General features: G+C 75.9%; 22 protein-coding genes. 7 read left to right on the forward strand and 15 right to left on the reverse strand.

The window, feature by feature from the left end; genetic code table 11:
• Positions 1–759, reverse strand: coding sequence for a phosphatase PAP2 family protein (locus BLQ97_RS13105; protein WP_245692141.1), 759 nt, complete (start codon positions 757–759; stop codon positions 1–3).
• A gap of 104 nt (positions 760–863) precedes the next feature.
• Complete coding sequence (hflX, locus tag BLQ97_RS13110; RefSeq protein WP_091366491.1) at positions 864–2336, reverse strand: GTPase HflX; 1473 nt, start codon at positions 2334–2336, stop codon at positions 864–866.
• Between the two features lie 176 nt (positions 2337–2512).
• Between hflX and BLQ97_RS13115 the strand changes: the two genes are divergently transcribed.
• Complete coding sequence (locus BLQ97_RS13115; RefSeq protein WP_091366299.1) at positions 2513–2734, forward strand: hypothetical protein; 222 nt, start codon at positions 2513–2515, stop codon at positions 2732–2734.
• On the opposite strand, the gene dapF is transcribed toward BLQ97_RS13115, so the two are convergent.
• From dapF to BLQ97_RS13130, 3 genes are read right to left on the reverse strand one after another with little or no spacing between them, the layout of a single operon-like run.
• Positions 2731–3618, reverse strand: a complete 888-nt coding sequence (gene dapF / locus BLQ97_RS13120; protein WP_245692142.1) for a diaminopimelate epimerase — start codon at positions 3616–3618, stop codon at positions 2731–2733. The two genes, BLQ97_RS13115 and dapF, sit on opposite strands and share 4 nt — an antisense overlap.
• Entirely contained in the window at positions 3615–4535 is a 921-nt protein-coding gene (gene miaA / locus BLQ97_RS13125) for a tRNA (adenosine(37)-N6)-dimethylallyltransferase MiaA (protein WP_091366493.1), read from the reverse strand. The genes dapF and miaA overlap by 4 nt, the downstream gene beginning before the upstream one ends.
• Positions 4532–5221: a class III extradiol ring-cleavage dioxygenase family protein gene (locus BLQ97_RS13130; RefSeq protein WP_217637175.1), complete on the reverse strand. Its 690-nt coding sequence runs from the start codon at positions 5219–5221 to the stop codon at positions 4532–4534. Before BLQ97_RS13130 ends, miaA begins: the two co-directional genes overlap by 4 nt.
• A gap of 40 nt (positions 5222–5261) precedes the next feature.
• Here BLQ97_RS13130 and BLQ97_RS13135 point away from each other — a divergent pair, with 40 nt between their 5' ends.
• Entirely contained in the window at positions 5262–6725 is a 1464-nt protein-coding gene (locus BLQ97_RS13135; protein ID WP_091366301.1) for a DUF349 domain-containing protein, read from the forward strand.
• Here BLQ97_RS13135 and miaB read toward each other — a convergent pair.
• On the reverse strand, positions 6722–8197 hold the full coding sequence (miaB, locus tag BLQ97_RS13140; protein WP_091366303.1) for a tRNA (N6-isopentenyl adenosine(37)-C2)-methylthiotransferase MiaB: 1476 nt from the start codon (positions 8195–8197) through the stop codon (positions 6722–6724). The genes BLQ97_RS13135 and miaB overlap by 4 nt on opposite strands.
• Before the next feature lie 112 nt (positions 8198–8309).
• Between miaB and BLQ97_RS13145 the strand changes: the two genes are divergently transcribed.
• The 5 genes from BLQ97_RS13145 to BLQ97_RS13165 all read left to right on the forward strand — a co-directional run bounded on the left by BLQ97_RS13145 (position 8310) and on the right by BLQ97_RS13165 (position 12143).
• On the forward strand, positions 8310–9065 hold the full coding sequence (locus tag BLQ97_RS13145) for an amino acid ABC transporter ATP-binding protein (protein WP_091366304.1): 756 nt from the start codon (positions 8310–8312) through the stop codon (positions 9063–9065).
• 23 nt (positions 9066–9088) lie between these two features.
• Positions 9089–9982: a glutamate ABC transporter substrate-binding protein gene (locus BLQ97_RS13150; RefSeq protein WP_091366306.1), complete on the forward strand. Its 894-nt coding sequence runs from the start codon at positions 9089–9091 to the stop codon at positions 9980–9982.
• Positions 9983–10062: 80 nt separating this feature from the next.
• Positions 10063–10713 carry an amino acid ABC transporter permease gene (locus tag BLQ97_RS13155; RefSeq protein ID WP_091366308.1) on the forward strand — a complete coding sequence of 217 codons (651 nt, stop codon included), beginning with the start codon at positions 10063–10065 and terminating at the stop codon, positions 10711–10713.
• Complete coding sequence (locus BLQ97_RS13160; RefSeq protein WP_091366310.1) at positions 10710–11612, forward strand: amino acid ABC transporter permease; 903 nt, start codon at positions 10710–10712, stop codon at positions 11610–11612. Before BLQ97_RS13155 ends, BLQ97_RS13160 begins: the two co-directional genes overlap by 4 nt.
• Positions 11613–11711: 99 nt before the next feature.
• The gene (locus BLQ97_RS13165) at positions 11712–12143 is read left to right on the forward strand and encodes a hypothetical protein (RefSeq protein ID WP_091366312.1); all 432 of its coding nucleotides are present in this window, start codon (positions 11712–11714) and stop codon (positions 12141–12143) included.
• A gap of 84 nt (positions 12144–12227) precedes the next feature.
• Here BLQ97_RS13165 and BLQ97_RS13170 read toward each other — a convergent pair whose 3' ends face one another.
• From BLQ97_RS13170 to BLQ97_RS13210, 9 genes are all read right to left on the reverse strand, one after another.
• Positions 12228–12965, reverse strand: a complete 738-nt coding sequence (locus BLQ97_RS13170) for a regulatory protein RecX (protein WP_175471721.1) — start codon at positions 12963–12965, stop codon at positions 12228–12230.
• Positions 12966–12973: 8 nt separating this feature from the next.
• Positions 12974–14005, reverse strand: coding sequence for a recombinase RecA (gene recA / locus BLQ97_RS13175; protein WP_091366314.1), 1032 nt, complete (start codon positions 14003–14005; stop codon positions 12974–12976).
• A gap of 180 nt (positions 14006–14185) precedes the next feature.
• Complete coding sequence (locus BLQ97_RS13180; RefSeq protein WP_091366315.1) at positions 14186–14833, reverse strand: response regulator; 648 nt, start codon at positions 14831–14833, stop codon at positions 14186–14188.
• A complete protein-coding gene (locus tag BLQ97_RS13185; RefSeq protein ID WP_175471722.1) occupies positions 14830–16005 on the reverse strand; it encodes a sensor histidine kinase in 1176 nt (391 codons plus the stop codon). The genes BLQ97_RS13180 and BLQ97_RS13185 overlap by 4 nt, the downstream gene beginning before the upstream one ends.
• 89 nt (positions 16006–16094) lie before the next feature.
• Positions 16095–16931, reverse strand: a complete 837-nt coding sequence (locus BLQ97_RS13190) for an ABC transporter permease subunit (RefSeq protein ID WP_091366318.1) — start codon at positions 16929–16931, stop codon at positions 16095–16097.
• Positions 16928–17851 (reverse strand): ATP-binding cassette domain-containing protein, encoded by a 924-nt coding sequence (locus BLQ97_RS13195; RefSeq protein WP_091366320.1) that lies wholly within the window; start codon positions 17849–17851, stop codon positions 16928–16930. The genes BLQ97_RS13190 and BLQ97_RS13195 overlap by 4 nt, the downstream gene beginning before the upstream one ends.
• Positions 17852–17947: 96 nt before the next feature.
• Positions 17948–18142, reverse strand: a complete 195-nt coding sequence (locus BLQ97_RS13200; RefSeq protein WP_091366321.1) for a DUF3046 domain-containing protein — start codon at positions 18140–18142, stop codon at positions 17948–17950.
• A 9-nt stretch (positions 18143–18151) separates the two neighbouring features.
• Positions 18152–18793, reverse strand: a complete 642-nt coding sequence (locus tag BLQ97_RS13205) for a hypothetical protein (RefSeq protein ID WP_091366323.1) — start codon at positions 18791–18793, stop codon at positions 18152–18154.
• Positions 18790–19242 carry a MarR family winged helix-turn-helix transcriptional regulator gene (locus BLQ97_RS13210; RefSeq protein ID WP_091366324.1) on the reverse strand — a complete coding sequence of 151 codons (453 nt, stop codon included), beginning with the start codon at positions 19240–19242 and terminating at the stop codon, positions 18790–18792. The genes BLQ97_RS13205 and BLQ97_RS13210 overlap by 4 nt, the downstream gene beginning before the upstream one ends.
• Positions 19243–19311: the final 69 nt, after the last annotated feature.

The raw sequence follows: 19311 nt of genomic DNA on the forward strand, positions 1-19311 counted from the left end.
TCAGGACGGGGCGGTCGGGCGACCGGCGCGGGCACTCGCCCAGCGTGACAGCAGCACTGCGTCGAGTGCGTGAACCACGCCCAGCAGCAGCAGGCCCACGGCCGCCCCGACCACCGCGTCGGTGACCCAGTGGAAGTCCAGCGAGACCATCGCGATCCCGGTGACGACCGGCCCCGCCACGCTGAGCCACCACAGGACGCGCTGCAGCCGGGCCCCGAGCCGGTACTCGACGGCCTGCCAGCGGGCCACCCCCCACATGAGCACGGCGTTGGCCACGTGCCCCGAGGGGTAGGAGGCGCCGTCGCGGTGGAAGAACGACCCGGGGTAGGCCGGGGCCGTGCGCCCGGTGCCGAACTTGAACGCGTACACCACGACGGTGAGCAGGGCGAGCGCGGTGAGCACCCGGACCAGGGGCAGCAGCGTGCGCCGGCGGACGCACAGCCAGCCGACCAGGACGGCCAGCACGGCGAGGATGGTGCCGCGGCCGCCGATCTGGGTGACCGCCCAGACCGGCCAGTAGGCCGGCGAGTCGCGCAGGTCCCAGGAGCTGACCAGCTCGGACACCTGCAGGTCCAGCCGCTCCAGGTAGCCGCGGCTGAGCAGGTCCGCGGTGACCGCCACGGTGACCAGGAGGGCCCCGAGCAGCAGCCACCACGGCGGGCGCCCGGTCGTCCCCACGCGCGCCGGCACGGCCGGGGCGTCGCCGGGGTCGTCCCCGGCCGACGCGCCGGCCTCGCGCCGCACCACGCCGCTGGTCACCCGCTCACGGTACCGGGGCCGTGACCGGCCCGTGACCTCCCGCGGCCGACGGCGAGCCGCCCGGACACCCGATCGGGTGCCCGGGCGGCCGGGACGGCGGGGGGTCAGGCGACCGGCGCCGCGAACCCCTCGAGAGCCGCGGCCAGGCCGCCGTCCACGCGGGCGGAGAGCCGGGTGCCGGCCGCCTCGTGCAGCTCGCTGAGCACCTCGCCGTCCCGGTGGACGCGCGCCACCAGGTCGCCGCGGTCGTAGGGCACGAGCACCTCGACCTCGACGTCGGGGTGCGGCAGCCGGGCGGCCAGCACCTCGCGCAGCTGCTCGATGCCCTCGCCGGTGCGGGCCGAGACCCAGATCGCGCCGGGCAGGGCGCGGCGCAGGGTCAGCACGTCGTCCTCGGTCATGGCGTCGACCTTGTTGACGACGATCAGCTCGGGCACCGCCGCGGCGTCGATCTCCCCGAGCACCACGTGCACCGCGTCGATCTGGCCGAGCGGGTCGGGGTCGGAGCCGTCGACGACGTGCAGCAGCAGGTCGGCGCCGGCCACCTCCTCCAGCGTGGACCGGAAGGCGTCGACCAGCTGGTGCGGCAGGTGCCGGACGAAGCCGACGGTGTCGGTCAGCGTGTACTCGCGGCCGTCGGGCGACTGTGCGCGGCGCACCGTCGGGTCGAGGGTGGCGAACAGCGCGTTCTCCACCAGCACGCCCGCGCCGGTGAGCCGGTTGAGCAGGCTCGACTTGCCGGCGTTGGTGTACCCGGCGATGGCCACGCTGGGCACGGCGTTGCGGTCGCGCGCCGAGCGCTGGGTGGCGCGGGCGGTGGCCATGCCGGCGATCTCGCGGCGCAGCTTGCTCACCCGCGAGCGGATGCGGCGCCGGTCGGTCTCGATCTTGGTCTCACCGGGACCGCGGGTGCCGATGCCGCCACCGCCCGCGACGCGGCCACCGGCCTGCCGGGACAGCGACTCACCCCAGCCGCGCAGCCGGGGCAGCATGTACTGCATCTGCGCCAGCTCGACCTGGGCCTTGCCCTCCCGGCTGGTGGCGTGCTGGGCGAAGATGTCGAGGATCAGCGCGGTCCGGTCGACCACCTTGACCTTGAGGATCTTCTCCAGCGCGTTGAGCTGGCCCGGGGTCAGCTCGCCGTCGCAGATGACGGTGTCGGCGCCGGTGGCGGCCACGATCGAGCGGATCTCGGTGGCCTTGCCCGAGCCCACGTAGGTGCCGGCGTCGGGCTTGTCCCGGCGCTGGCTGACCGCCTCGAGCACCTCCGAGCCCGCCGTCTCGGCGAGCGCGGCCAGCTCGGCCAGCGACCGGTCGGCGTCGGCCTGGGTGCCCTCGGTCCACACCCCGACCAGCACGACGCGCTCGAGGCGCAGCTGCCGGTACTCGACCTCGCTGATGTCGGCGAGCTCGGTGGACAGCCCGGCGACCCGGCGCAGCGCACCCCGGGCCTCGAGGTCGTAGGAGCCGGTCGTGTCGTCGTCCCACTGGTCGGCGGGGGCCGGGCGGGTGCCCTCGGCGCGCGCGGCGCGCTCCTGGGCGTCGGCGAGCACGGCGCGGTTCTGTGCGGTCGTCATCGTCTCCAGCGTGACACGCGGGTCGTCGCGGGTCACCTCGGTTACCTGTGCAGTCGTCATACGTCGGGGAGAACGCCGCGGGGCCGCGGAACCATCCCGGTACGCGTGGCCGGGTCGGGGCCGGGTAGGGCGCAGCCAGGACCCGACGGAGGACCCGACACACGAGGAGGCTCGAGATGAGCGAGACGGGCAGCAGCGCCGCGGGCGGGAGCGGGGAGCTCGAGGACCCGGGCCGGGACCCGGCCGGCCTCGACCCGCCGCGCAACCTCTTCGGCGGCGCCGACCAGGACACCGGCCGCGGCGAGCCGCGCGGCACCGGCAACACCGGGCCGGCCGACAAGCCGGAGGCCCCGACGGACGACCCGGAGACCCGCGCCGACACCCCGGACAGCCCCTAGGAGTCGAGCCACTCCCGGGTGAGGTCACCGGCCGCGACGACGACGGCCGGCCCGCGCAGCACCGTCGTCTCCGGGGAGACGTCCACCGACAGGCGGCCGCCGGGGACGTCGACGACGACGGTGCCGCGCTGGGGACCGTCCGACCCGGCGGCCAGCGCGGCGTAGGCGGTGGCGCACGCGCCGGTGCCGCAGGAGCGGGTCTCCCCCACGCCCCGCTCGTGCACCCGCAGCCGCACGTGCGCGTCGGCGCCCTCGGCCGGCCGGGCGAGCACCCGCACGAACTCGACGTTCACGCCCTCGGGGAACAGCCCGGCGTCGAAGCCCGGCTGCCGGGTGAGGTCGAGGCCGTCGAGGTCGGCGTCGGTGAGGCAGACCAGGTGCGGGTTGCCCATCGACACCGCCTGCCCGGGGAACGCCTGCCCGGCGACCGTCGCCTCGCCGCGGCCGAAGGGCTGGGCCGGCCCCATGTCCACCCAGTACGAGCCGTCGGCGCCGGCGCCCACCCGGCGCGGGCCGCCGCGGGTGCCCACCAGGACCCCGTCGGCGCACGCGGCGCGGTCGAGCAGCCCCTCGGTGACCAGCACGTGCAGGAACAGCCGGACGCCGTTGCCGCACATCTCCGCGTGCGAGCCGTCGGCGTTGCGGTGGTCCATGAACCACTCGCAGCGCCCGAGGTCGTCCCCCAGGACGGCGGGGGCGTCGGGCACGTGCCGGCTGCGCACCACCCGCAGGACGCCGTCGCCCCCGAGCCCGGAGCGGCGCTCGCACAGCCGCCGCACCAGGGCGGCGTCGAGGCGGTCCTCGGGCCAGCGGTCCCCGTCGGGGTCGGGCAGGACGACGAAGTCGTTCTCGGTGCCGTGCCCGAGGAGGAACCGGTCGCTCACCACCCGATCGTACGGCCGGCCAGCAGGCCGGTGACCGCGTCGGCCAGGTCGGGCCGGGCGGCGTCGAACCACGTCGTCACCGGGTCGCGGCGGAACCAGGAGCGCTGCCGGCGGACGAACCGGCGGGTGGTCACGACCGTCCGCTCGCGCGCCTCGTCGGCGGTCAGCGTGCCGTCGAGCTGGGCGAGCACCTGCGCGTACCCGAGCGCGCGGGAGGCGGTGGGCCCCTCGCGCAGGCCCTGCGCGGCCAGCGCCTCGACCTCCGCGACGAGGCCGGCGGCCCACATCCGGTCCACCCGTTCGGCGACCCTCGCGTCCAGCTCCGCGGGCTTGCGGTCCAGGCCGACGACGACCGCCGGGTAGTGCGGCCGCGGCTCGGGCAGCGTCGCCCGGAACGGGCCGCCGGTGAGCTCGACGACCTCCAGGGCGCGCACGATCCGCCGTCCGTTCGACGGCAGGACGGCGGCCGCGGCCTCCGGGTCGACCGCGGCGAGGCGGGCGTGCAGCGCGGCCGGTCCGGCCTCGGCCAGCTCGGCCGCCAGCCGCGCGCGGACGGCCGGGTCGGTGCCGGGGAAGTCGAGGTCGTCGAGGACCGCGCGCACGTAGAGGCCGGAGCCGCCCACCAGCAGCGGCACGACGCCGGCCGCGCGCAGCCGGTCGACCTCGGCGCGCGCCAGCCGCGCGTACTCGACCACCGAGGCGGGCTGCCGCACGTGCCAGACGTCGAGCAGGTGGTGCGGCACCCCCTGCCGCTCGGCGGCGTCGGGCTTGGCCGTACCGACGTCCATGCCGCGGTAGAGCTGCATCGAGTCGGCGTTGACCACCTCGCCGCCCAGCCGGCGGCCCAGCTCCACCGCCAGCGCCGTCTTGCCCGTGGCCGTGGGGCCGACGACGGCGACGACCGGCGGTGCGCTCACCGCGCCGTCCACGCCGCGACCAGGTAGCCGACGCCGTAGGGGGCCTCGTCGGCCAGCAGCTCCGCGGCGACCGTGCGGCCGGCGAGCAGCGCACCGACCGCGCGCCACACGGGGACGCCCGCCGCCAGCAACCGCGCGCCCTCGGCCGGGTCCAGCGCGGCCAGGGCCGCCGCGTCGCCGGTGGCCAGCGCCGCGGCGACGGCGGCGTCGAAGGGCGCCGCGGCCCCGTCGAGGTAGCCGGGGGCCTTGACGCTGCGGCGGGCCGAGCCGTCACCCATGGCCAGCACCGCGACCGGGCCGGGCACCTCCGCCACCACACCGGCGAGCTCTCCGGGCGCCGCGCCGACGCGCGGGCCGGTGTGCCCGGCGGCGTCGAGCAGCGCCGCGCCCACGGTGAGCGAGAGCGGCAGCCGCCTTCCACCGGGACGCACCGGGCCCGACAGGGGCACCTCGAGGTCGACGCCGAAGCCGCGCAGGTCGCCGGCGTCCCCCGGGCCGTGGCGGCCCTCGGCGTCGGGCCCGACGACCACGACCGCGGCCGTGGTCGGCAGCGTCCCGACCGCGGTGGCGCAGGCGGCGCGCAGCGCGGCGGTGTCCTCGGCGGCCCGGCCGGCGACCGCGGGCACCAGCAGCGGCGGGCACGGGCAGAAGGCGACCGGGACCGGTGCGGCGGGCAGGCTGCTCACCGCAGCAGTGTCTCCGACGCGGCGTGGGAGACTGCGGTGCGTGTCGAGCACGGAGAACCCCGGAGACGGGTCGCAGCAGGTCCCCTCGCCCGAGACGACCGGTCCCGACGCGGTCACCCCGGAGGCCGGGACGCCTGCCGCGCCCACCCCCGCGGCCGCGGAACTGGCCGACCCGACGGCGGCCGAGAGCGCGCCGGAGGCCACCGCCCCGGAGGCCACCAGCGCGGAGGTCACCAGCGCGGAGGTCACCGCCCCGGCCGTCGTGCCGCCCGCGCCCGCCGCCGAGGCGGCGTCGGACCCCACCCGGTGGGGCCGGGTCGACGAGGAGGGCACCGTCTACGTGCGCACCGCCGACGGCGAGCGCCCGGTCGGCTCGTGGCAGGCCGGCGAGCCCGCCGCGGGGCTGGCGCACTTCGCCCGCCGCTACGACGACCTGGCCACCGAGGTCACGCTGCTCGAGGCGCGGCTCAAGGCGCACACCGGCAACCCGAACGAGATCAAGGCCAAGGCGCAGGCGCTGGCCGACACCATCCCGACCGCGACCGCCGTCGGCGACCTCGACGGGCTGGCCGCCCGTGCCCGCGCCATGGTGGACACGGCCGACTCCGCCGTCGCCGAGTCGCGCGCGGAGAAGGCCGCCGCCCGCGCCGCGCAGGTCGCCCGCAAGGAGGCGCTGGCCGCCGAGGCCGAGCAGATCGCCGCGGAGTCGACGTCGTGGAAGGCCGCCGGCGACCGGCTCAAGGCGATCGTCGAGGAGTGGAAGACGATCCGCGGCATCGACCGCAAGACCGACGAGGCGCTGTGGTCGCGCTTCGCCGCGGCGCGGGACGCCTTCGGCCGCCGCCGGGGCGCCCACTTCGCCGCGCTCGACGCCCAGCGCGGCGAGGCCCGGGCGGCCAAGCAGGAGCTCATCGCCGAGGCGCAGCGGCTGTCGGCGTCCACCGACTGGGGTCCCACGAGCGCCGCGATGCGCTCGCTCATGGACCGCTGGAAGGCCGTCCCCCGCACCAGCCGCGACGGCGACGACGACCTGTGGAAGCAGTTCCGCGCCGCCCAGGACGTGTTCTTCAGCGCCCGCACCGAGTCGGACAAGGCCCGCAGCAGCGAGCAGCTGGCCAACCAGCAGGCCAAGGAGGAGCTGCTCGCCGAGGCCGAGAAGCTCGACCCCTCGACCGACCTGCGGGGCGCCCAGTCCGCGCTGCGCCGGATCCAGGAGCGCTACGACGCCATCGGTCACGTGCCGCGGGGCGCGATGCGCTCGCTGGAGGACCGCATGCAGGCCGTCGAGCAGCGGGTGCGGGGCGCCTCCGACGCGGGCCGGGTGCGCACCGCGCCGGAGAACCCGATGGTCGCCTCGATGCGGGCCGCGGTGACCAAGGCCGAGGAGCAGCTGGCCAAGGCCGAGGCCGCCGGGAACGCCCGCCGCGTCGAGGAGGCCCGCGCGAACCTGGAGACCCGCCGGGAGTGGCTGGCCGAGGCCGAGAAGACCGCGTCGCGCCGCTAGCAGCTCGGGGCGGGCTCCAGCGGGGCGGGGACCCCGATCCCCGGCATGCCGAGGGAGACGCCCGGCGTCGTCGGCCGGGTGCCGGCCTCGTGCGCGTCGCCGGCGCGGGTGCGGCGGTGCGACAGCAGCGGGCCGTCGGCGACGAGGTGGTGCGGTGCGGCCGCGGTGACGACGGTCTCGACGACGTCACCCGGCCGCACGCCCGCACCTCCGGAGAAGTGCACCAGCCGCCCGTCGCGGGCCCGGCCCGAGAGCCGCCCGGTGCGCGCGTCCTTGCTGCCCTCGCCCGCCGCGACCAGCAGCTCGACGGTCCGGCCGACCTGTGCGCGGTTCTCCGCCCAGCTGATCTCCTCCTGCAGCGCGGTCAGCCGCAGGTAGCGCTCCTGCACGACCTCCTTGGGCAGCTGGCCGTCCATGGTGGCGGCCGGCGTCCCGGGGCGCTTGGAGTACTGGAAGGTGAAGGCGCTGGCGAAGCGCGCCTGCCGGACCACCTCGAGGGTCTGCGCGAAGTCGGCCTCGGTCTCACCCGGGAAGCCCACGATGACGTCGGTGGTGATCGCGGCACCGGGCATCGCGGCCCGCACCCGGTCGATGATCCCGAGGTAGCGGTCCTGCCGGTAGCCGCGGCGCATGCGGCGCAGGACGTCGTCGGACCCGCTCTGCAGCGGCATGTGCAGCTGGTGGCACACGGCCGGGGTCTCGGCCATGGCCTCGATGACGTCGTCGGTGAACTCGCGCGGGTGCGGGCTGGTGAACCGGACCCGCTCCAGGCCCTCGATGCGGCCGGTCGCGCGCAGCAGGTCGGCGAAGGCGCCGCGGTCGCGGAACCCGACGCCGTAGGCGTTCACGTTCTGCCCGAGCAGGGTCACCTCGAGCACGCCCTGGTCGACCAGTGCCTGCACCTCGGCCAGGATCTCGCCGGGGCGGCGGTCCTCCTCCTTGCCGCGCAGCGCCGGGACGATGCAGAACGTGCAGGTGTTGTTGCACCCGACGCTGATCGACACCCAGCCGGAGTAGGCGGAGTCCCGCTTCGCCGGCAGCGTCGAGGGGAACACCTCGAGCGCCTCGGCGATCTCCACCTGCGCCTCGGCGTTGTGGCGGGCGCGCTCGAGCAGAGCCGGCAGCGAGCCGACGTTGTGCGTGCCGAAGACGACGTCGACCCACGGCGCGCGGCGCACGATCTCACCGCGGTCCTTCTGCGCCAGGCAGCCGCCGACGGCGATCTGCATGCCCGGGTGGGCGTCCTTGACCGGCCGCAGGTGGCCGAGGTTGCCGTACAGCCGGTTGTCGGCGTTCTCCCGCACCGCGCAGGTGTTGAGGACGACGACGTCGGCGTCGGCCCCCTCGGGTGCGGCGGCGTAGCCCGCGGCCTCGAGCAGCCCGGACAGGCGCTCGGAGTCGTGCACGTTCATCTGGCACCCGTAGGTGCGCACGCGGTAGGTGCGCGACGGGTTGGCGACCTCGGTTCCCATGGCGTCTGCGAGGGTACGGCGCGACGTCGGTCACCCGGCGTGAGCGGACCCGTTACTGGATCGTGATGACCTCGGGACCGCGCCGTCCCCCGGCGGCTCTAGGGTTCCCCGGGTGACCAGCCAGCTCGCCGGAGGACCTCTCGTCCAGCTGACCGGCGTCAACAAGTGGTTCGGTGAACTGCACGTCCTCCAGGACGTCGACCTGTCGATCGACCGCGGCGAGGTGGTCGTCGTCATCGGCCCGTCGGGCTCCGGCAAGTCCACGCTCTGCCGCACGATCAACCGGTTGGAGTCCATCCAGCAGGGCGAGATCCGCATCGACGGCGAGAAGCTGCCCGACGAGGGCAAGGCGCTGGCCCGGCTGCGCAGTGACGTCGGCATGGTCTTCCAGAGCTTCAACCTCTTCGCGCACAAGACGATCCTCGAGAACGTCACCCTGGCCCCGACCCGGGTGCGCCGGCAGGGGAAGGCGCAGGCCGAGGCGCGCGCCCGCGAGCTGCTCGAGCGCGTGGGCGTCGCCCAGCAGGCCGACAAGTACCCGGCGCAGCTCTCCGGCGGCCAGCAGCAGCGCGTGGCGATCGCCCGCGCCCTTGCGATGGACCCCAAGGTCATCCTCTTCGACGAGCCGACCTCGGCCCTGGACCCGGAGATGATCAACGAGGTCCTCGACGTCATGACGTCGCTGGCCCGCGAGGGCATGACGATGGTCGTCGTCACCCACGAGATGGGCTTCGCGCGGCGGGCGGCCAACCGGGTCGTGTTCATGGACGGCGGCCGGATCGTCGAGGCCGCCGACCCGGAGACGTTCTTCACCAACCCGCGCTCGGACCGGGCGCGCGACTTCCTCTCCAAGATCCTCAACCACTGACCCACCCCCGGGAGGACCCACCCATGCGCAGCACCCGACGGCTCGCGGCGTTCGCCGCGCTCGGCCTCACCCTGGCCGCCTGTTCCAGCGAGGCCGGCAACCAGGCCGCGGAGGAGTCCTCCAGCGCGCCCACCGCCGCCGAGGACGTCGAGTTCGACGCCGGCACGACGATGGCCGAGCTCAACGAGGCCGGCACGATCACCGTCGGCACCAAGTACGACCAGCCCGGCTTCGGCCTGCTCAACCCGCAGAGCGGCCAGCCCGAGGGCTTCGACGTCGAGATCGCGAAGATCATCGCCGGTGAGCTGGGCATCGCGCCCGAGGACATCGAGTTCACCGAGACCGTCTCGGCCAACCGCGAGCCGTTCATCCAGAACGGGCAGGTCGACATCGTCGTGGCGACCTACACCATCAACGACGCCCGCAAGCAGGTCGTCGACTTCGCCGGCCCGTACTACGTCGCCGGCCAGGACATCATGGTGGCGGCGGGCAACCCCGAGGGCATCGAGGGCCCCGACGATCTGGCGGGCAAGACCGTCTGCTCGGTCGAGGGCTCCACGCCGGCGCAGAACATCCGGGACAACTACCCGGAGGCCCAGCTGGTGACCTACGACGTCTACTCCAAGTGCGCCGACGACCTGGCCAACGGCAACGTCCAGGCCGTGACGACGGACAACGTCATCCTCACCGGCCTGGTCGCCGGCAACCCCGAGGGCTTCGAGCTGGTGGGCAACCCGTTCACCGAGGAGCCCTACGGCATCGGCCTGGAGCTCGGTGACACCGAGTTCCGCGACTTCATCAACGACGTCCTCGAGGAGTCCTTCGAGGACGGCCGCTGGGCCGACGCCTGGGACCGCACCGCCGGCTCCATCACCGGCGAGGAGGCCCCCGAGCCGCCGTCGGTCGACCGGTACTGACCCCACCGACCGGTCCGGACGCCGCCGGGCGGGCTCCCCGCCCGGCGGCGTCCGGCGGTGACTGAGAGATCGAGGGCGCGGTGCAGTTCCTCAGCGACAACTCCGACCTGTTGTGGAGCGCGTTCCTGACGACGCTCTCCCTCGCGGTCGTCAGCGGCCTGTGCGCGCTGGTGCTCGGCACCCTGCTGGCCGGGATGCGGGTGAGCCCGGTGCCCCCGCTGCGCGGGCTGGCCACCTTCTACGTCGAGGTGTTCCGCAACACCCCGCTGACCGTCGTCTTCTTCTTCCTGGCGTTCGGCATCGTGCAGATCGACCTGCAGTTCCCGAGCCGCTTCCTCACCGCGGTCGCCGCGCTGTCGCTCTACACCGCCGCGTTCGTCTGCGAGGCGCTGCGGTCGGGCATCAACTCCGTCCCGCCGGGGCAGGCCGAGGCGGCCCGGGCGCTCGGGCTGACCTTCGGGCAGTCGCTGCGCCAGGTCGTCCTCCCGCAGGCGTTCCGCACCGTGGTGCCGCCGCTGGGCAACGTGTGGATCGCGCTGGCGAAGAACACCTCCATCGCCGCCGGCTTCGCCGTCACCGACCTGACCGCCGCACTGCAGCGGCTGGCCAACGCCAACGCCGACCAGCTGCTCGCCGTCTTCGCCGCGGTCGTCGCCGGCTACCTCGTGATCACGCTCCCCTCCGCCTGGCTCATCCGGGTGGTCGAGAACCGGGTGGCGATCGTCCGATGAGCACCAGCGTCCTGTTCGACGTCCCCGGTCCGCGCGCCCGTCGCCGGCAGCTGGTGGGCACCGTGGTCGGTGGCCTCGTCGTCGCCGCGCTGGTCGGGCTCGCCCTGTGGCGGCTGGCGGCCAACGGCCAGCTCGAGCCCGACCGGTGGGCGGTGCTGTTCGACCCGGCGTCGGGCGTGCCGCAGGCCCTGTGGGAGGGGCTGCTGAACACGCTGGCGGTCGCCGCGGTCGGGATGGTCCTGGCCACCGTGCTGGGCGCGCTGCTCGCGGTCGGGCGGCTGTCCGACCACGCGTGGGTGCGCATCCCGGTCGGTGTGGTCATCGAGCTGTTCCGTGCCGTGCCGCTGCTGATCCTGATCCTGTTCTGCCTGCTGTTCCTGCCCACCGTCGGCGTCCCGATGACCGCCTTCCGGGCGCTGGTGCTGGGGCTGACGCTCTACAACATGGCCGTGCTGGCGGAGATCTTCCGGGCCGGGATCCTGTCGGTGGACCGGGGCCAGCGGGAGGCCGCCTTCGCGCTGGGCATGCGCAAGACGCAGGTCATGACGCTGGTCCTGCTGCCGCAGGCGGTCCGCCGGATGCTGCCGGTGCTGGTGGCCCAGCTCGTGGTGCTGCTCAAGGACTCCTCGCTCGGGTTCATCGTCGGCTACGTCGAGCTGCTGCGGACCGCGCGCAGCCTGGTGGAGTTCTTCAACTTCTCCTTCGGCAGCCAGTACACCTTCCAGCTGTACGTCGCCGCCGGCCTCATCTACATCGTCGTGAACGTGGCGCTCTCGCAGGTGGCCCGCAGCGTGGAGAAGCGCACCCGCCGCAGCGCGAAGGCCGCCGCGGCCGCGGACGTCGAGCTGCCCGCCGACGTCCAGATGGGCGGGGGCGGCGCGCCCACCGGGCAGGCCTGACAGCCGCGGGGCGGACACGGAACGGTCACGTGCCGTCCCGCTCGCCCCGCGGACCCGCCGGCGGTCAGGGGCGGCGACGGGTCTGCCGAGAACGGGTCCGTGGACACCGCTCTCTGCCCCGTCGTGCCGCCGCTGCCCGCCGTGGTGCGCCTGCCCGACGTGCACGTCGACGCCGCCCAGGAGTTCGTGACCCGGCTGCGGGCGGCCTCGGCCACCTTCGCCGGGGCCGCGGGTGCCGACTCCGCCGTCGTCCGCGAGGCGGTGCCTCCGGCCCGGCACCGGCGGGCCCGCTGCCGGGTGGTGCTGCGCCTGTTCGACGGCACCGAGCTGGACCTGACCTTCCTCGGCCCGGTCAGCCGTCCCGGCGTGGTCCCCGGCCACTCCTTCGAGTCCCTCGTCGCCCGCTGGCTGCGCGCCGGCCACGCCCGCGGTGCCCGGGGGCCGTGGCTGGTGCCCGACGACGACGCCCCCGGCGGCCGCGCCGTCGACCTCACCGCCTGGACCTCGGGCGTGGGGTCGATCGCCGGCTGACCCGGCGCGCACTCCCCCGGCACGCGCACGGGCCCCGTCGCCGGCTCCAGGAGCCGGCGACGGGGCCCGTCGTCGTGCCGCCGGTCAGGGCAGGTCGTCCTCCCAGTCCGGCCCGTCCGGCCCGTCGGGATCGGGGTCGGTGCCGAAGCCGGTCCCGTCGAGGACCTCGCGGACCACACCGGCGGCCAGGCCGCCGGGGTAGCCCTTGCGGGCGAGCATCCCGACCAGCCGGCGGGTGGCGGTGACGCGGTCCACCCGGCGCAGCGCCGGGAGCCGCCGCTCCACCAGGTGGCGGGCGGCCGCGCGCTCGTCCTCGTCGTCGACCAGGGCGAGGGCCTGCTCGGCGTCCTCGCCGTCGACGCCCTTGGCCCGCAGCTCCGTGCGCAGGGCCCGGCGGGCCAGGCCGCGGCCGGCCTGCCGGGAGCTCACCCAGGCGCGCGCGAAGGCGGCGTCGTCGATCAGGCCGACCTCACCGAAGCGGTCGAGCACGGCGGTCGCGGCGTCCTCCGGGACGCCGCGGCGCTCGAGCAGCTCGGCAAGCTGCCGGCGGGTCTTCGGCGCGCCGGTGAGCGCGCGGAGGCAGATCGCCCGGGCCACCGACTCCGGGTCGCCCGGCTCGTCGGCCGGGTCCCCGGTGTCGGGCTCCGCACCGTCGGCGAGGTGGGCGGCGGCCGGACCGTCCGGGTCAGGGGACGGCCCGGACCGCCGCCGCCGGCCGGACCGCCCGCGTGGGGAGTCCCCGAACGGGCGGCGCCGGCCGGCGGGCCGGTCGGACCGCTCGGGCTCGTCGTCCCAGGGGGACGGGCCCGGCCGGCCGCTCACCGGAGTGCTCAGAAGTCGACCGGGTCGGCGGCGGGTGCGTCGACCTGCGGGCCGATGCCCAGCTTCTCCTTGACCTTCTTCTCGATCTCGTCGGCGAGGTCGGGGTTGTCGCGCAGGAAGGAGCGGACGTTCTCCTTGCCCTGGCCGAGCTGGTCGCCCTCGTACGTGTACCAGGCGCCGGACTTGCGGATGAAGCCCTGCTCGACGCCGGCGTCGATGAGGCCGCCCTCGCGGCTGAAGCCCTGACCCCACAGCAGGTCGAGCTCGGCCTGCTTGAACGGGGCGGCGACCTTGTTCTTCACGACCTTGACCCGCACCCGGCTGCCGACGGCGTCGGTGCCCTGCTTGAGGGTCTCGATCCGGCGCACGTCGAGGCGGACCGACGAGTAGAACTTCAGCGCGCGGCCACCGGTGGTGACCTCGGGCGAGCCGTAGACGATGCCGACCTTCTCGCGCAGCTGGTTGATGAAGATCGCCGTGGTGCCCGAGTTGTTCAGCGCACCGGTGATCTTGCGCAGCGCCTGGCTCATCAGGCGGGCCTGCAGACCGACGTGGCTGTCACCCATCTCGCCCTCGATCTCGGCGCGGGGCACGAGGGCCGCCACGGAGTCGATGACGATGATGTCGAGCGCGCCGGAGCGGATGAGCATGTCGGCGATCTCGAGTGCCTGCTCACCGGTGTCGGGCTGGCTGACCAGCAGCGCGTCGGTGTCGACGCCGATGGCCCGGGCGTACTCGGGGTCGAGGGCGTGCTCGGCGTCGATGAAGGCGGCGATGCCGCCGGCGGCCTGGGCGTTGGCCACCGCGTGCAGGGCGACCGTGGTCTTGCCGGAGGCCTCGGGACCGTAGACCTCGACGACGCGGCCGCGGGGCAGGCCGCCGATGCCCAGCGCGATGTCGAGCGCGATCGAGCCGGTCGGGATGACCTTGATCGCCTGGGCAGCGCTGTCGCCCAGCCGCATGACCGAGCCCTTGCCGAACTGCTTGTCGATCTGGGCGAGGGCCATGTCGAGGGCCTTGTCGCGGTCGAGCGTTGCCATGGTGCTCACCTTCGGGAAGTCGCGTGCGGAGTCGTTGTGGTGTCGCGGACGACGCTAGGTCGGGGGTCTGACACTTTCCGGGAACGGGCCGGACCTGTGGAGGAGCGACTCCCCTGTGGACGCCACTGTAGGGCGAACACACGTTCGAGTCGAGCGACACGCGCGGGTCCCGGCCGACCCTCAGACGAGCCCGTGCGTGTGCGCGAACACCGCCGCCTGGGTGCGGTCGCGCAGCCCCAGCTTGCCCAGGACACGGGCCACGTGGGTCTTCACGGTGAGCTCGGAGAGCACGAGCGCGACGGCGATCTCGGCGTTGGACTCCCCGCGGGCCACCGCGCGCAGCACCTCCCGCTCGCGGGCGGTGAGCGAGGCCACCCGCGGGTCGGGCGGGGTGCCCGCCGGCAGCCGGTGCGCGACCGTGTCGAGCAGGCGGCGGGTCACCCGCGGCGAGACGACGGCGTCCCCCTGCGCGACCGCCCGCACCGCCCGCAGCAGCTCGCCGGGCTCGGCGTTCTTGGGCAGGAAGCCGCTCGCCCCCGCCCGCAGCGCGGCGAAGGCGTACTCGTCGAGGTCGAAGGTGGTGAGCACCAGCACCCGCCCGGGCAGCTGCTCGGCGACGATCCGGCGGGTGGCCTCGACGCCGTCGACACCGGGCATGCGCACGTCCATCACCACCACGTCGGGGCGCAGCTCGCGGGTGAGCGCGACCGCCGCGGCGCCGTCCCCGGCCTGGCCGACGACGGTCAGGTCGTCCTGGGCCTCGAGCACCATCGACAGGCCGGCGCGCACGAGGGGCTCGTCGTCGACGAGCAGCACGCGCGTGGTCACGGGGCCGCCACCGGGGTGCCGTCCTGCTCCGCGCGGGCCGCGGCGAGGGGCAGCACCGCGGCCACCCGCCACCCGCCGGCCGGACCCGGGCCCGCGGTGACCGACCCGTCCCAGGCCGCCACCCGCTCCCGCATGCCGACCAGCCCGTGGCCGGCGCGGTCGGGGCCGGCGAGGTCGGGGCCGGCGCGGTCGGGGCCGGCGCGGTCGGGGGCAGCCGCTGGGGCGCCGTCGTCGGTCACCGAGACGGCCAGCTCCGCCGCCCGCCAGTCGAGCCGGACCTCCGCCGACCGCGCACCGCGGGCGTGCCGCAGCGTGTTCGTCAGCGCCTCCTGCACCAGCCGGTGGACGGCGAGCTGCGCTCCGGCCGCCAGCGGCCGCGGGCTGCCGGTGACCGTGAGCACCGTGGGCAGCCCGGCGGCCCGCACCTGCTCGACGACGCCGGCCAGGTCGGCCAGGCCCGGCGCCGGCGCGCGCTCGGCCGGGTCGTCGTCGGTGCGCAGCACCCCGACCAGCCGGTGCATCTCGGCGAGGGCCTGCCGGCCAGTCGCGGCGATCTGGGCCACCGCCTCCAGGGCCTGCGCGGTGCCGGGGGCGAAGCCGGCGCCGTCGGCCAGCGCCGTCATGACCGAGAGGTTGTGCGCGACGACGTCGTGCAGCTCCCGGGCGATCCGCGCCCGCTCCTCGACGACGGCGACGCGCGCCCGGGCGTCGCGCTCCCGCTCGGCGCGCAGGGCGCGGTCCTCCAGCGCGACCAGGTAGGCGCGCCGGGTGCGCCGGTCGCGGCCCACGACGGCCGCGGTGACGGTGACCGCGGCCAGCGGGACGACGGCGGCGGCGCCGGGGCGGCCGGCCAGTGCGGCCGCTCCCGCGAGCAGGGGGACGGCGAGGCAGGTGGCGACGGCGGCGGCCGCCGTCCGCGGGCCGCAGCGGTCGACGACCCACACGAGCAGCAGCAGCACGGCCGCCCCGGCGGGCAGCAGGTGCCGCGGCTCGAGGCCGTGGAGCAGCCACCAGCCGACCACCACGGACGCGCTGGCGGCGAAGGCCGGCAGCGGCGCCCGGGCGCGGGCCAGCGCCGGCGCCCACGCCAGCAGCGTGACGACGACGTCGGCGGGGGTCGGCCCGCCGAAGCGGACGAGCGGGCCGACGGAGAGGACGGCGCCGGCGATCACCGGTCCCACCGTCCCCACCGCCGACCTCACCTGCACGGGAGCCCCTCCACGGACGCCATCGTGCCCCGCGACCGGGTCGGGCCGGGACCTCACGCGTCCCGTCGGCGCACCGTGACCACCGCGGCCGCGAAGAGCAGCACCAGGTAGCCGCAGAGGACGGCGTAGCCGGTCCACGGCGCGAACTCGTCGGCCGTGGTGACGCGCTGCAGGACGCTCGACCCCGCCTGCCCGGGTAGCCAGCGCACGACGTCGGGGCCCCAGCTGGACGGCAGCAGGCCGCCGAGCACCGGCAGCAGGAAGACGATCCCGAACAGCGTGCCGATCGCGCCGCCGGTGGAGCGCAGCAGCCAGCCGAGCGCCGAGCCGAGCAGCCCGATGGCGGTGACGTAGAGCCCGGCGCCGAGGACGGCGCGCGCCACCCCGTCGTCGGCGAGCGACACCCCGGCGTCGCCGAGCGCGGCCTGGCCGACGAGGAAGGCGGCCACCGCGGCCGCCGTCGTCGTCGCCAGGGCCACGGCGGCGAGGACCGCGGCACGGCCGAGCAGCACCGGCCAGCGCTGCGGCACGGCGGCGAAGGTGACCCGCACGGCGCCACTGGTGTACTCGCCGGTGACCAGCAGCACGCCGAGCACGCCGGTGGCCAGCGCGGCCAGGTTGTACCCGCCGAGGCTCAGCGCGACCGGGTCGGCCAGGTCCAGCCCGGGCGGGCCGCCCCGTCCGCCGGGGCCGCCGGACTCCGAGGTCGAGGTGAACAGCAGCCCGAGCAGGACCATCGCGACCGAGGCCCCGCCGAGCACCCACCACGTGGTGCGCAGCGACCGGAGCGCCAGCCACTGCCCGACCAGCAGCCCGCGCACGCCGCCGCCGGCCGGGCGCCACGCGGGCGCCACGCGGGCGGAGCGGGGGTGCAGCGTGTCGGTGCTCATGCCAGGACCTCCTGCGGGGCGTCGGTGCGGTACTCCCGCTCGTCGCGGGTCAGGTCCATGAAGGCCTCCTCGAGCGAGGCCGACACCGGGGTCAGCTCGTGCAGCGCGATCCCGGCCCGGGCGGCGCGGTCGCCGATCTCGGCCGCCGGCAGCCCGCGCACCTCGACCAGCCCGCGCTCCGGGGAGTCCAGGACGACGCCCTCGCCGGCCAGCAGGTCGACCAGCTCCACCGCCCGCGGGCTGCGCACCCGCACCGACGAGCCGCCGGCCTGGCGGAGGACGTCGTCGGTGGGGGCGTCGGCGACCAGCCGCCCGCGGCCGAGGACGACGAGGTGGTCGGCGGTCACCGCCATCTCGCTCATCAGGTGCGAGGACACCAGCACCGTGCGCCCCTCGGCCGCCAGCCGCCGGGTGAGGGTGCGGATCCAGAGGACGCCGTCGGGGTCGAGGCCGTTGACAGGCTCGTCGAGGACGACCGTGGCCGGGTCACCGAGCAGCGCCGTGGCCACCCCCAGGCGCTGGCCCATGCCGAGCGAGAACACGCCGACGCGCCGGTCGGCGACCGCCGTCAGCCCGGCGAGGTCCAGCACGGCGTCGACCCGCGACCGCGGCAGCCCGGCCGTGGCGGCGAGCAGGCGCAGGTGGTCGCGCGCGGTGCGCCCGGGGTGCGCCGAGCGGGCCTCCAGGAGGGCACCGACGGCGCGCAGCGGGGCGGGCAGGTCGGCGTAGCGGCGGCCGTCCACCAGCACGGTGCCCGCGGTCGGCCGGTCGAGGCCGACGACGACGCGCATCGTCGTCGACTTCCCGGCTCCGTTGGGGCCCAGGAACCCGGTCACCCGGCCGGAGCGGATGGTGACGGTGAGGTCGTCGACGGCCGTGCGGTCGCCGTAGCGCTTGGTCAGTCCACGGATCTCGATCACGCCGTCGACGCTAGGGAGCGCGGCCCCCTCCGCGCGTCGGCCGGCAGGACGGACCCGGGGCCGGCGCACCTGCTCCGCACGGAGTACGCCGCGGGGTCAGCGGTCCTTCCGCGGGACCTCGTACTCCTCGCAGATGGCCAGCCAGACCCGGCGGACGGGCAGCCCGGCCTCGATCGCGTCGAGGGCCGTCCGGCCGCCGAGCGCGGAGAAGACGTGGTCGCGGGCCACGGTCTGCGCCCGCATCGACCCGAACTGGTCCTCGAGCCGGGACCAGAACTCCTGCAGGCGCACGTCCCGACGCTAGCGCGCCTCGCCGTCCGGGGCCGCGGCCGCCGCGTGGTCGGCGATCCCCTGGCGCAGCCGTCGGACCAGGGCCGCGGGGTCGTCGGCGGCCAGCCGCAGCTCGTCGACCGGCCGGCCGCCGGTGCGCGCGAGGGGCAGCACCAGCGGCGTCCGCAGCTCGACGTCCACCTGCGTCGAGGACACGACCGTCACCGACACCGCGCGCCGCTCCCCCTCCTCGACGACGACCGTGCGGGAGCCCTCCACGCTGCGCCGCCGCACCCGGACCGCGGCGATCGCCGCCCACGGCACCCGGACGTCGACGGAGAACCCGGACCGCACCCGGAGACCGTCGCCGTCGACGGCGTGCGGGTACACCGTCATCGACGCGAGCAGGCCGACCATCCAGAGCAGGCCGTAGACGCCGGCGACGAGCAGGGCGGCGCGCAGCGACGGCCAGGGCAGCAGCAGGTCGACCAGCGGGATCTCCACGGCCGACAGCACGACGAACGTCCACAGGACCGGCGAGACGGCCGAGGCGTACGGGAAGGCGTCGGCGCCGGCGGCCACGTCGGGGCGGCGCCGGAGCCAGCGCGCCAGGCTGCGCCACGTGCCGATCTCGTAGACGACCGCCCTGCGGGCGAGCCTGAGCAGGATCACGACGCCGCTCCGCCCGGGACGAGGGGCCGCAGCCGCTCGAGCACCTCGTCGAGCACGGACACCAGCCCGTCGAGCCGTTCCCGGGAGAGCCCGCCGAAGAGCTGCCCGGCCAGCTCGGCCTGGCCGCGGGCGAGCTCGTCGAGGAGCTCCTGCCCGCGCGGGGTCGGGGTGACGAGGGTGGCCCGGCGGTCGGCCGGGTGGGGCTCGCGGCTGACCAGACCGGACTCGGCCAGCCCGTCGACCAGGCCGGTGACGTTGCGCGCACTGACGCCGAGCGCGTCGGCCAGCGCCCGCTGGGTGCTCGGGCCGGCGCGCAGGTGCCACAGCAGGGTGGTGCGGGCGACCGTGAGCCCGGAGGCGGCCAGGGACGCCGCCATGTCCCGGCCCAGCAGCACCGTCAGCTCCAGCACCCGGTCCAGCGCGGCCACCCGCCCGTCGTCCGCCGGCATCGTGACCCTCCTGCACCGTGAAGTGTCTTCACGGTATCGGACGACCTAGGCTGGTCCCGTGTTCCCGAC

The sequence above is a fragment of the Geodermatophilus telluris genome (genome assembly GCF_900102745.1).
Taxonomy (GTDB): Bacteria; Actinomycetota; Actinomycetes; order Mycobacteriales; family Geodermatophilaceae; genus Geodermatophilus; species Geodermatophilus telluris.